The organism is Bradyrhizobium sp. HKCCYLRH2060, from assembly GCF_051168135.1.
Classification (GTDB): Bacteria; Pseudomonadota; Alphaproteobacteria; order Rhizobiales; family Xanthobacteraceae; genus Bradyrhizobium.
The window spans coordinates 198,561-210,723 of record NZ_JBNPUK010000008.1; the positions used below are offsets into that span (position 1 = coordinate 198,561).

Below are 12,163 nucleotides of genomic sequence, written 5' to 3' on the forward strand. Positions count from 1 at the left end.
AAATCCAGGCAGGGGCTATGAAGGGCGGGGGGTGTATAGCAGGCCTATCGCATAACTAAAGCCTTCCTTGGGGGAGGCGGATTTGGCACATAGGCTGCCAAATTCCGGAGCAGGATATTCTTGATGACCACGACGACAGGCACGGCGGCGACGGCAGAGGCAGGGCGCGACTTCATCCGCGACATCGTCCAGGCCGATCTCGACAGCGGCAGGCACAAGACGGTCGTCACCCGGTTCCCTCCGGAGCCGAACGGCTATCTGCATATCGGCCATGCCAAGTCGATCGGTCTCAACTTCGGCATTGCCCAGGAGTTCGGCGGCCGCTGCAATCTGCGCTTCGACGACACCAATCCGACCAAGGAAGAGCAGGAATATATCGACTCCATCCAGGCTGACGTGCGCTGGCTCGGCTATGACTGGGGCGACAACCTGTTCTTCGCCTCGGATTATTTCGAGCGGCTCTACGACTGGGCTGAGGGCCTGATCAAGGCCGGCTTGGCCTATGTCGACGACCAGACGCAGGAGGAGATCCGGCTGGCGCGCGGCACGCTGACCGAGCCCGGCAGGAACAGCCCGTTCCGCGACCGCTCGGTCGAGGAGAATCTCGACCTGTTCCGGCGCATGAAGGCCGGCGAATTTCCCAACGGCGCGCGCGTGCTGCGCGCCAAGATCGACATGGCCGCCGGCAACATCAACCTGCGCGACCCCGTGCTGTACCGGATCCTGCACGCCCATCACCCGCGCACCGGCGACACCTGGAAGATCTATCCGAGCTACGACTACGCCCACGGCCAGTCGGACGCGATCGAGGGCGTGACGCACTCGATCTGCACGCTTGAGTTCGAGGACCATCGGCCGCTCTACGACTGGTTCTTGGACAAGCTGCCGGTGCCGTCGCATCCGCATCAGTACGAATTCGCGCGCCTCAATCTGACCTACACCCTCTTGTCCAAGCGCGTGCTGACGCGGCTGGTGCAGGACGGCCACGTCTCCGGTTGGAACGATCCGCGCATGCCGACCATCGCCGGGCTGAAGCGCCGCGGCGTGCCGCCGGCGGCGGTGCGCGAGTTCATCAAGCGCATCGGCATCGCCAAGGCCAACAGCATCGTCGATGTCGGCATGCTCGAATTCTGCATTCGCGAGGAGCTCAATCGCACGGCGCAGCGCCGGATGGCGGTGCTGCGGCCCTTGAAGGTGGTTATCGAGAACTACCCGGAAGGCCAGGTCGAGGAGCTCGAGGCGATCAACCACCCCGACGACGCTTCCGCCGGCACGCGCAAGATCGCCTTCGGCCGCGAGCTCTATATCGAGCAGGACGACTTCATGGAGAACCCGCCCAAGAAGTTCTTCCGCCTGTCGCCCGGCAACGAGGTGCGGCTGCGCTACGCCTATTTCATCAAGTGCCGCGACGTGATCAAGAACGATGCCGGCGAGATCGTCGAGCTGCGCTGTACCTATGATCCGGCGACCAAGGGCGGCAACGCGCCGGACGGACGCAAGGTCAAGGCGACGATGCACTGGCTGCCGGCGGCGCAGTCGCTGAAAGCCGAGATCCGCATCTACAATCAGCTGTTCGCCAATCCGAGTCCGAACGCCGCCGACTTTACGGCCGACCTCAATCCCAACTCGTTGGAAGTGCTGACCGACGCCCGCATCGAGCCGGCGATCGCCGCGAGCAATTCGGACGCGCCGATGCAGTTCGAGCGCCAGGGCTACTTTGTGCGCGATCCGGACTCGACGCCCGACAAGCTCGTGTTCAATCGTACCATCGGCCTGCGCGACACGTTTGCGAAGGAGGTCGCCAAGGGCTGAGGCGAGCGGAAGCCGCGGGACGCTTGCAGCTCAGCTGATCGCGTCCTGGCCGGCGTTCGTCAGGGTCGGCACACCGTCGGTGAGCTCGACGAGCCCGCGCTCGGCGAGGAGCGAGAGGTCTTCCTCGGCGACTGGGGACAGCGTGAGCCGGTGGGCCTTGATGTCCCGGAGAGTCCAGCGGAGGTGGATCGCCCTCTCGAGCGCGAGATCGGCGAAGGGGTCGTCAATACCTTTAGGGTCCATACTCCGATAAGCGCGTGCGATGCGAAAAGTTCCAAGCCAGGTGCGCGTGCAGAAAGCCAGGATTCCCGTTCCGTTCTGCTAGGCGGCCTCGCGCAGCTTCCGATAGCCTTCCCGCCCGGTCGGGTAGCGGGTGGTGTTGGCAATGGCGGAGCCGGTCAGGCCGCCAGCAGGACGTCCAGGAGGGCGGCGCGGGATCGCGGGCGTGATGGCCGACGTCTGGCCGCCGCGGGGCGCGCTGGCCGGCGGCTGGCCCGCGGTCGGCTCGAGTGCCTCGTCGGCATTCGCCGCGCGCCTCAAGATCTGGGCGGCCGAGGAGGCCGGGGCGGGCCGGCTGCTGCCCTGGGTGCCGGTGGCATTCGGGGCCGGCATCGCGCTGTATTTCACCGCCGATCACGAGCCTGTGCTCTGGATCGCCGCGATCGCGGCGGCGCTGCTCTGCCTCGTCGCCATCATGATGCGGCGGCATCGGCTGTTTCCGGCGGCCGTGATGATCGCGGCGGCGGCGTGCGGCTTTGCCACCGCGACCATCAAGACCGCGTGGGTGGCGCATCCGGTGCTGGCGCGGCCGCTGTATTCGGTGGCGCTGTCCGGCTTCGTCGAGGCGCGCGACATCCGCGAGCGCAGCGACCGCATCGTGCTGCGCGTCACCGCGATGGAGAGCCCGCGCAACGCGATCACGCTGGCGCGCGTGCGGCTCGCGGTGCGCAAGGGCACGGCGCCCGAGGTCGGCAGCTTCGTGCAGCTCAAGGCGCGGCTGCTGCCGCCGATGGCCCCGGTGCGGCCGGGCTCCTACGATTTCGCGCGCGACATGTTCTTCCAGGGCATCGGAGCCTCCGGCTTCGTGATGGGCGCGATCACGACGGCGCCGCCGCCCCAGGCCGTCGGCTTCGGCCTGGGCTATGCGGCGGCCATGCAGGGCCTGCGCGACGCGATCGACGCACGCATCCGCGCCCGCCTGTCGGGCGACGAGCGGGCGATTGCCACCGCGCTGCTGACAGGCCGGCGCGACGCCATCACGCCCGATGTCAACGACGCGATGTTCGTCTCCGGTCTCGGCCATGTGCTGTCGATCTCAGGCTATCACATGGCGGTCGTGGCCGGCGTCGTGTTCTTCGCCGTGCGCGCGCTGCTGGCGCTGATCCCAGGCCTTACCGTCAGCCACCCGATCAAGAAATGGGCGGCGGCCGCGGCGCTGGTCGCGGCGGCGTTCTATCTGTTGCTCTCAGGCGCGGAGGTCGCGACCCAGAGATCGTTCTTCATGACGGCCGTGGTGCTGATCGCGGTCATGGTCGACCGCCGCGCCGTCACTTTCCGCACGCTCGCGGTCGCGGCGATGATCGTGCTGATCGCAGCCCCCGAGGCGCTGGTGCATCCGAGCTTCCAGATGTCGTTCGCGGCAACGCTCGGCCTGGTCGCGCTGGTGCAGTTCGGCCTGCCCAGGCTGTTCGCGACGCCGGACAGCTCCACGACGCAGCGCGTCGCGCTGTGGGGCGGGCGCGAGCTCGCGATGCTGCTGCTGGCCTCGCTGATCGCCGGGCTCGCGACCACGCCCTATGCCGCCTTCCATTTCCATCGCGTGACGCCCTATGGCGTGCTCGCCAATCTCGCGGCGATGCCGGTGGTCTCGGCGCTGGTGATGCCGGCCGGCCTGATGGGCTTGCTGGCGGCGCCGTTCGGCCTGGATGGCGTCTGGTGGTCGCTGATGGGCCTCGGCATCGACTGGATGATCGCGGTGACGCGCTGGGTGGCGGCGCTGCCGGGCGCGGTCGGGCGCATCCCGGCCTTCGGCATCGGCCCGCTGATCCTGGCCAGCCTGGGCGTCATCCTGATCGGCCTGCTGCGCACACCGCTGCGCTGGTTGGGCGCCATGGGGCTTTTGGCCGCCACCGCCTGGGCGGCCGCGACGCCGCTGCCCGACGTCCTGGTCGCCGGCGATGGGCGCGCGGTGGCGGTGCGCGGCCGTGACGGACGCCTGCATGTGATGCGCGCCGGCAAGGATGTGTTCGCCACCAAGGAGTGGCTCGCGGCCGACGCCGATGCCCGGCTGCCGGCGGACGCCTCGCTCGCCGATGGCGTCTCCTGCGACGAGGCGGGCTGCGTGGTCGCGATGGCCGACGGCCGCTTCGCCGCCATGACCTTGCGCGCTGAGGCGCTCGCCGACGATTGCGCCCGTGTCGCGCTGATCGTCACCGCGCGCGCCGCGCCGTCATCCTGCGCGGCGGCCGTGATCGATCGCGAGCGGCTGCGGCAGCAGGGCGCCTTGTTGCTGGTGCAGCAGGGCAAAGGCTTCGCCGTGACGCCGGCGCGTGCCGGCGGCACCGACCGCCCATGGTGGCCGGCGCCCGCCGAGGCCGGCGAGTTCGACACGACGCTGACGCCGCGTGCGCCGGCCGCGCGGCTTCAGGACGCGACGCCGCCGGAGACGGAGCAGGGCGAGCAGGATTGAGCGCCGGGCAGCTCGAAGGTGCCGAGATGATACTCGGCGTCGTCTGGTCCATCGAACAGCGAGGGCCCTTCGACCAGCGTGAACGCAGCGCCCGGATAGCGTTGCCAGATGGCGACGTCATCAGCCGTGACCGTCAGCCATCCGAACGCAAGCATGTAGCGGCCGGGCTCGGTGATCCGTCCGGCCTTGTTCCAATCGATCTTGTTGACCACGGCGGCAAGCTCCCCCGGCAAACAATGCCGGCCGAGGGATGTCGTTCCTATCCGATGCGATGCCGGGGCGTGAGATTCGCCCGAGAGGACTTTGCGCTTGCAGAACCCAAGTTGACCAAGTCTCCCACCGTCGAAAGCGCGCTCACGACCGACAGAAATGCCGACGCGCAGGCCCTCAGGTGATGCTGATGCGGCGAATCGGTGTGGCCTGCGACGTCGGCACGTCCTCGCCGATGTCCGGGCGACGCTCTGCCGGCTGCTTGCTGACCGGCAATTGCAGCACGGTGACGCGCTGGCCCTCGCAGAGCTGGGTCACCAGCACGTGGCGGCCGTCGGCGAACTCGATCGCGTCGTGATGGCGATCGGGAATGTGCGTCTCGATGCTGTTGAACTTCGCGACGCGCTCGCGGATCGTCCGGGTCCAGAGCCAGCGGCTGTCGTAGCGGACGTCCTCGGCGAAGGCCAACTCGGTGCCGGGCAGCATGCAGACTGCGACGGTCGGCTCGCTCTCCAACGCGAAGCCGCGGGTGGCGGTGCCACGGAAGGTCATCGAGATCAACGTCTCGCCGACCTTGGCGGGACGGGACGCAACCGCATGGAGGCTGTAGTCACACATCGGATCGCTCCTCGTTGAGAGATAGCCGACCCACGCTCCCCCCGGACAGGCGCAGGCCTCTATCAGAGTGGACATCGATGGTGATGTTAGCGCGCGCTTCGCGGCAATTCTGCGCTGATCTGCATCGCGTGTGCCCGCGGCCGATCACAAGCGTTTGAGCATGCCGCGCTGCACATCATGAGGTGCATTCGCGAGCGACGTATTGTGCTGGGCTGCCTCTTGCTTTGCTGGGCTGCCTCTTGTTCGGCGGCGAAAGCGCGTGCGCCCGCCGCCGATCGACCGATCGCATTCGCGATCAGTACTTGCGATACAGCCCGACCAGCTTGCCCTGGATCTTCACCCGGTTCGGCGGCAAGATGCGCACCTCGTAGGCGGTGTTGGCCGGCTCCAGCGCGATCGATGCGCCGCGGCGGCGGAAGCGCTTCAAGGTGGCTTCCTCATCGTCGATCAGCGCCACCACGATGTCGCCGGTGTCGGCGGTCTCGTTGCGCTGGATCAGCGCCATGTCGCCGTCGAGGATGCCGGCATCGACCATCGAGTCGCCGCGCACCTCGAGCGCGTAGTGGTCGCCGTTGCCGAGCATGTCGGCAGGTACGCTGATGGTGTGGCTGCGCGTCTGCAGCGCCTCGATCGGGGTACCGGCGGCGATGCGGCCCATCACCGGCACCGCCACGGGGCGCTCGCCATCGTCCAGCGCGGGAGTGCTGGTGCGCACCTTGCCGAGATTGCCCTCGATCACCGACGGCGTGAAGCCGCGACGGTTGCCCGCGGCCTGCGACAGCTCGGGCAGCTTGATCACCTCGATCGCGCGGGCGCGATTCGGCAGCCGGCGGATGAAGCCGCGCTCCTCGAGCGCCGTGATCAGGCGATGAATGCCGGACTTCGAACGCAGATCGAGCGCATCCTTCATCTCGTCGAAGGACGGCGGCACGCCGGCTTCCTTGAGCCGCTCGTTGATGAACCGCAGAAGTTCGTACTGTTTGCGCGTCAGCATCTCGACCTGGTCCCCGGTTTGTTGTCGTCCGAGTCCAGGAGCTGCGCCTTGAGCACAAGCCGGCTGAGAGCGCCCTGGAGTCGGACCGTCATCGCGTCGCCCGCAACATACTAAAAACAAATCATGAACGGACACTATATGTTCGATGTGTGTTCCGCAATCCTAAAAATATGATGAACGGACCGGGCTTTACCGGGGAAGCGGCTCAGTTCGGCAGGCGCAGGATCTCGCACGGGCTGCCGGCAGGCGCCTTCGGCGCAAACGCCGGCCGGATCACCAGCGCCTGCGACAGCGCGAGGTTCCCGAGCAGCGACGAATCCTGCTGGCTCACTGGGGTGGCTACCAGCGTGCCGTCGGCGCGCTCCTCGAGCTGCGCCCGCAGATAGTCCTCGCGCGAATCGTTCGCCCCCAACTCGCGGCCGAGCAGGGCGGTCTCGCGCGGCATTACGGCCTCGTCGCGGCCGAGCAGGCGCCGAATCAGCGGCACCATGAACAGGATGGCGCAGACATAGGACGACACCGGATTGCCGGGCAGTCCGATCACCCTGATGTCGCCGAGCCGTCCGTGCATCATCGGCTTGCCCGGCCGCATCGCGATCTTCCAGAACGCCATTTCGACGCCCTCGGCCTCCAGCGCCTGCTTGACCAGGTCGTGATCGCCGACCGAGGCGCCGCCGGTCGTGATCAGGACGTCGGCCTCGGCCGCGCGGGCGCGCCGGATTCCAGCGACCGTCGCCTCCATCGTATCCGCGGCGATGCCGAGATCGATCGGCGTCGCGCCCTCGCTGCGCACCAGCGCCCGCAGCGCGTAGCCGTTGGAATAGACGATCTGCCCCGGGCCGGGCGTCGAGCCCGGCATCACCAGCTCGTCGCCGGTGGCGAGCAGCGCCACCTTCGGCCGCCGCCGCACCGGCAGCGCCGGATGATTCATGCTGGCCGCCAGGGATAGGTCGCGGTCGCTGAGCCGGCGCCCGGCCTTCAGCAGCACCATGCCCTGGTGGAAGTCGACGCCGGCCGGCCGGATGTGCCGGCCTGTGATCGCGGCCTCGGTGATCACGACATGGCCGTCCTCGGCGATCGTGTCCTCCTGGATCACCACCGCGTCGGCGCCTGCGGGGACAACGCCGCCGGTGAAGATCCGCGCCGCCTCGGCGGGCCCGACCACGCGATCGAACGGCCGTCCCGCCGCGACCTCGCCGATCACCTTCAGCCGCGCCTTGGCCTTGGCTGCGTCGGCCGCGCGCACCGCATAGCCATCCATCGCCGACATCGCCTCGGGCGGCTGCGTCCGCAGCGCCGCGAGGTCGCGGGCCAGGATGCGGTGATAGGCCTCGTCCAGCCCGACCATTTCCTCAGCCAGCGGCTCGGTGCCGGCGAGCACCGCGGACAACGCATCGGAGACCGGCATCAGGGCCATGGGATTACCTTCGGACGAAGACGGGCAGATCGACTGAATCGCCTTCTAACCGAACGCGCACGGGGTGGCCAAGAGCCTAAGCCGCTCCCGGCTTTCCGATCGTCTGAAGGTGCGTCGCGTGGCCCGCCGCCTCACGATCGCGCGAGAAACTCTGCAATCATGCCGGGGGGCAGTCGCGATCTGCTCACGTGCACACGGAGACCCGACGGAGCTATCCGGCAGCCGCGCGACAGGCGGCGCGCTCGGTGGTGTGCAGGATGTCCGCCACCATGTTCCGCAGCCAGACCGATGCGGCATCGCGGTCGAGCTGCAGCGGCCAGACCATCGAGACCGCCGGCAGCCGCAACTTCAACGGCGCCGGACAGAGCGCCAGCCCAAACCGGGGTCCGTAGAGCCTTGCCATCCGGGTCGGGATCGTGGTGATCACCGGTGACGCGGCCACCGTCGCCAGCACGCTGAGGAAATCCGAGGAGGCCGAGACCACGTTGAGCTCGGTGCCGATCTCATCCAGCGCCGCCTCCAGGCAGCCCTGCAGGCTGTTGGTCAGCGTCACCAGTGCGTGCGGAAGCGACAGATAGGCATCCAGGCCGATCGGTGTTTTCATCGCGATGCGCTTTGGATTGTAGACGCAGCTCAGCGCCTGCTCGAACAGGAACTGGGATCGGTGCCGCAGCGCCACCGCCTCGAAGCAGCCGACGCCGACATCCAAGGCGCCCTCGTCGAGCAGACGATGCACCTCGTTGCGTTCGGTCGGACGGCTGAGAAGCCGCACGCCGGGCGCCGTTCGACGCAGCTCCGCCGTGAGTTCGGGGATCAGCAGCAGCTGGACCTCGCTCGAGAATCCCAAGCGGATGGTGCGCTGCTCGGTCGCTGGGTCGAACTCCGGTGCGGCGTGCAACGCAGCCTGCATCTGGGCCAGCGCCGCCCGAATCGGTCCGGCCAGCACCGCAGCCTTGGGGGTCGGCTGCATGACCGTGCCGACGCGGACGAACAGCTCATCCTGCAGCAGCACGCGAAGCGTCGACAGCGAATGGCTCATCGCCGGCTGCCCCACCTTCAGGCGCGCCGCCGCGCGCGTCACGCTGCGCTCCTGCATCAGCGCGTCGAACGCGACCAGCAGATTGAGGTCGAAGGAGCGAAGATCGAAATGATCGATGGACTGCATGAGTTGGATCGATTTGAGGAATGCATGACCTAATCGTAGATCTCGGCCCAGACAAGATCACCGTTCGGATCGAGGCCGCCAAACATGCAGGACATCACGACCTATCGCGTCGGGGACGCCACCATCAGCAGGATTTTCGAGATCGGTCTCGATGCGGTCGAGGGGGAGTTTCTTTTTCCAGGCGTCGACGCCGCCAGCATTGCCCGGGAACGCGGCCGGTTCGGGCCGGGATCGGTCGATCCGCGCACGGGATCGCTGCGCCTGAGCATCCATAGCTGGCTGGTGCGGACGCCGGAGCGGGTGGTGCTGATCGACACGGCCACCGGCAACGACAAGGAGCGGCCCGGCGCGGCCGTTCTGCATCGCCTGAACGAGCCGTTCCTCGACCGATTGGGGGCGGCCGGCGTCGCTCCCGACGAGGTCGACCTCGTCCTGATGACACATTTGCACGCCGATCACGTGGGCTGGAATACGCAGCTTGCCGGTGGCCGCTGGACGCCGGTGTTTCCCAACGCCCAGCACATCTTCTCGGGCCGCGAGCGCGCCTATGTCGCGGCCCTCTCGGCCGGCGACGGCGCGGACGCCGCGATCAGGGACGCGGCCGGGCTCGGACCCATGCTGCATCCACCGATGCCGGGGGTCTACGAAGACAGCGTGCTGCCGATCGTCGAGGCCGGCCTCGCGCGCGAGATCACGGTCGATGGCAGCGAGGTCGTGGACGGCTTCCGTTTTCTGCCGAGCCCGGGTCACAGCATCGATCACGCCTGCATCAGCTTCAGCTCGCGTGGCGAGCGCGCGCTGTTCTGGGGCGATGTGCTGCATCATCCGATGCAGGTCGCGCGTCCGGACTGGAATTCGGTCTATTGCGAATTCCCGGAGGCGGCGCGGACCTCACGCCGATGGGCGATGAACCATGCCGCGGAGACCGGCTCCCTCGTGTTCACCACCCATTTCGCCGAGTCCTCGGCCGGGCGCGTCAGCCGCGACGGCGACCGGTTTGCCTGGCACTTCGCCTGATCCGAGATGGCCATGATCGACAATGCAACGTTCTCCTCGCGCATCGTTTCCGAGCGCCGCCTGATCGAAGGTCCGGTGTCCGATGTCCAGCTTCAGCTCATCAACAAGCGCCGGCACGACCTGCAACGCTTCTCGGCCGAGCGCACGCTGGTGATGATGCACGGCGCCACCTTTTCGTCCGCAAGCCTGTTCGACGTCACGGTCGATGGCGCCTCCTTCATGGATATGCTGGCGCAGGCCGGCTACGACGTCTGGGCCGTCGACGCGCGCGGCTACGGCGGCTCCAGCCGGCCGCGGGAGATGTCGCGCGCGCCAGAGGAAGGTTCTCCGTTGGTCAATGCGTGGACCGCCGTGGACGATTTCTCTGCCGCAGTGGATTTCATCCGCCGGCATCGCGATATCCCGCGCGTCAACGTGCTCGGCATGTCCTGGGGCGCCACGATCGCCGGCATGTTCGCGAGCGCGGCGAACGCGAAGCTCGAGAAGCTGATCCTGGTGACGCCGCTCTGGCTGTCGAGCGAGCCGTTGCGCATCGACGCCGGCGGACCGCTCGGCGCCTATCGGATCGTCACCCCGCGCGCGTTCGAGGCGGCATGGCGCGGCGCCGCTCCGGAGCACGCGCGGGACAAGCTGATTCCGGACGGCTGGTTCGAGACCTGGGCGCAGGCGACGCTCGCGACCGATCCGGACTCGCCGTACCCCGACGCGATCCGCGCGCCCTCGGGCGCGGTACAGGACGTCCGCGCGCATTGGACCGCGGCCAGGCCGACCTATGATCCCGGCAGCATCAACTGCCCGGTTCTCCTGCTCTCGGCGGAATGGGATGTGGATGTCAGCTTCGAGATGGCGCACGACCTGTTCGTTCGACTCGCGAGCGCGCCGTACAAGCGCCTGGTCGAGATCGGCCAGGGCACGCACATGGTCCTGATGGAACGGAATCGACGGCAGGCGTTCGATGCAGTGATCGGATTTCTCGACGAACGCGCCGTGCCGGCGCGTTGATCATGGCGCGGACGATCTGCAACGGGCGGACGGCTTTCGTGCGGTCTGTTAGAGCGGATGTCGAATCCAGACATTCGGCTCGACATAGGCGGCATGGTCGTGCGCGACCGACGCGAGCACAGGCACGAGAGCACAGGGGATATCGATCTCACCCGATCGATCGAAGGTCACGCCGGTCCATTGCGACCACTCGGCGAGCGTGCCGACGATGGTCATCGAGCACGGCGCGATCTTGACGATCTCGCCGCCGATGCGGATGTGCGTGCGCAGCCAGGAATCCGCGAGCTGGCCGTCTTCGCGCCGCTGATCGAGATAAGCGCGCATCGGCGTCCGCGGCACCAGATGCTTCTGGTTCGGCCGCACCGGCGCGTACAGCTCGGCAAAGCCTTTTGCGCGCGCGCCGTCCTTCAGCGCCGCCAGCATGGCGAGCGAGCTGCCGGGCACGCGCGCCTTCGGCAGCAGCGCGATCTCGAGCGCGCTCATCGTCGTCGGCTGCCGCCCCAGCAGGCGATCCTCGTGACCCCAGCGGATCACCTCGTCCCAGCCCGCATCCGGCAGCGTCCGGCGGCCCTCGATGCCAAAGGCGAAGGGAATGGCGAAGCCGCGTCCGACCACCTCGTTACCGGCCAGCGCCGCATAGGCGCAGTCCAAATAGTGGTCGAACACGGGCGGGTCGAAGTACAACATTGCGGTCCGGTCCTGACGCATGAAGGGGGGCCAAAGACCATCGAGCTCGGGCGAGAACACGCGCGGGATCAGGTCGGGCCGGTCACGCAAACAGATGATGTCGAGGGGCATTCGGTTCTTCCGGGCGGCGGGCGTGCAGGAGCGGACAGCTTAGGCGGTCGGGCCGTCCGCGGCCAGCGGACGCGCCGGGAGGCGGGCCGGACGGCGCCGTTGCCGGCGGCCGAATTTAGGATTCGCTTTTTCGGAAAAGTCTGCTATGCTGATTTGGTCCCGTGCTCGACAGGAGGGGCGCTTCGCGATCGTCACGGACGTGGAGCGCGGGATGCGGTGGCCGCGACGTGTCGCAGCGTGCTTCGGCATGTGGACGGACGGCATGGCGCGGACGTGAAGTCGCGTGGTCCTGGCATCCCGACGCTGATGCCAAGCCGGCGGGTGATGATGAGCCCGACGGCGACGGTGGCCAACAAGCCGGAGCACCGGGGAGAGCGCGAAGTAAGCGTGAAGACCATCGCGCAGGGAATGCCGGATGTCGGCTGGACCTGTGGTGACTGC

Annotated in this window: 11 protein-coding genes; 4 read left to right on the plus strand and 7 right to left on the minus strand. The window is 67.8% G+C overall.

What is annotated here, in order from left to right:
- Positions 1-123 precede the first annotated feature (123 nt).
- Positions 124-1,812 (plus strand): glutamine--tRNA ligase/YqeY domain fusion protein, encoded by a 1,689-nt coding sequence (locus ACQR10_RS17800; RefSeq protein WP_434912027.1) that lies wholly within the window; start codon positions 124-126, stop codon positions 1,810-1,812.
- A gap of 30 nt (positions 1,813-1,842) precedes the next feature.
- On the opposite strand, the gene ACQR10_RS17805 is transcribed toward ACQR10_RS17800, so the two are convergent.
- Complete coding sequence (locus tag ACQR10_RS17805) at positions 1,843-2,055, minus strand: hypothetical protein (RefSeq protein ID WP_316181296.1); 213 nt, start codon at positions 2,053-2,055, stop codon at positions 1,843-1,845.
- A 142-nt stretch (positions 2,056-2,197) separates the two neighbouring features.
- Here ACQR10_RS17805 and ACQR10_RS17810 point away from each other — a divergent pair, with 142 nt between their 5' ends.
- Positions 2,198-4,501 carry a ComEC/Rec2 family competence protein gene (locus tag ACQR10_RS17810; RefSeq protein ID WP_316217880.1) on the plus strand — a complete coding sequence of 768 codons (2,304 nt, stop codon included), beginning with the start codon at positions 2,198-2,200 and terminating at the stop codon, positions 4,499-4,501.
- On the opposite strand, the gene ACQR10_RS17815 is transcribed toward ACQR10_RS17810, so the two are convergent.
- The 5 genes from ACQR10_RS17815 to ACQR10_RS17835 all read right to left on the minus strand — a co-directional run bounded on the left by ACQR10_RS17815 (position 4,456) and on the right by ACQR10_RS17835 (position 8,905).
- Positions 4,456-4,713: a hypothetical protein gene (locus ACQR10_RS17815; protein WP_410051447.1), complete on the minus strand. Its 258-nt coding sequence runs from the start codon at positions 4,711-4,713 to the stop codon at positions 4,456-4,458. The two genes, ACQR10_RS17810 and ACQR10_RS17815, sit on opposite strands and share 46 nt — an antisense overlap.
- A 175-nt stretch (positions 4,714-4,888) precedes the next feature.
- On the minus strand, positions 4,889-5,329 hold the full coding sequence (locus ACQR10_RS17820; protein WP_316181291.1) for a hypothetical protein: 441 nt from the start codon (positions 5,327-5,329) through the stop codon (positions 4,889-4,891).
- A 295-nt stretch (positions 5,330-5,624) separates the two neighbouring features.
- The gene (lexA, locus tag ACQR10_RS17825; RefSeq protein WP_006611089.1) at positions 5,625-6,323 is read right to left on the minus strand and encodes a transcriptional repressor LexA; all 699 of its coding nucleotides are present in this window, start codon (positions 6,321-6,323) and stop codon (positions 5,625-5,627) included.
- 205 nt (positions 6,324-6,528) lie between these two features.
- The gene (locus ACQR10_RS17830; protein WP_316217881.1) at positions 6,529-7,740 is read right to left on the minus strand and encodes a molybdopterin molybdotransferase MoeA; all 1,212 of its coding nucleotides are present in this window, start codon (positions 7,738-7,740) and stop codon (positions 6,529-6,531) included.
- Positions 7,741-7,951: 211 nt separating this feature from the next.
- Positions 7,952-8,905, minus strand: coding sequence for a LysR family transcriptional regulator (locus tag ACQR10_RS17835; protein ID WP_316217882.1), 954 nt, complete (start codon positions 8,903-8,905; stop codon positions 7,952-7,954).
- Between the two features lie 84 nt (positions 8,906-8,989).
- On the opposite strand from ACQR10_RS17835, the gene ACQR10_RS17840 reads away from it, so the two are divergent.
- Both ACQR10_RS17840 and ACQR10_RS17845 read left to right on the plus strand, forming a co-directional pair.
- On the plus strand, positions 8,990-9,922 hold the full coding sequence (locus ACQR10_RS17840) for an MBL fold metallo-hydrolase (protein ID WP_316217883.1): 933 nt from the start codon (positions 8,990-8,992) through the stop codon (positions 9,920-9,922).
- A 12-nt stretch (positions 9,923-9,934) separates the two neighbouring features.
- The gene (locus ACQR10_RS17845; RefSeq protein WP_316217885.1) at positions 9,935-10,924 is read left to right on the plus strand and encodes an alpha/beta hydrolase; all 990 of its coding nucleotides are present in this window, start codon (positions 9,935-9,937) and stop codon (positions 10,922-10,924) included.
- A gap of 48 nt (positions 10,925-10,972) precedes the next feature.
- Here ACQR10_RS17845 and ACQR10_RS17850 read toward each other — a convergent pair whose 3' ends face one another.
- Positions 10,973-11,632 carry a hypothetical protein gene (locus ACQR10_RS17850; protein ID WP_316217901.1) on the minus strand — a complete coding sequence of 220 codons (660 nt, stop codon included), beginning with the start codon at positions 11,630-11,632 and terminating at the stop codon, positions 10,973-10,975.
- Positions 11,633-12,163: the final 531 nt, after the last annotated feature.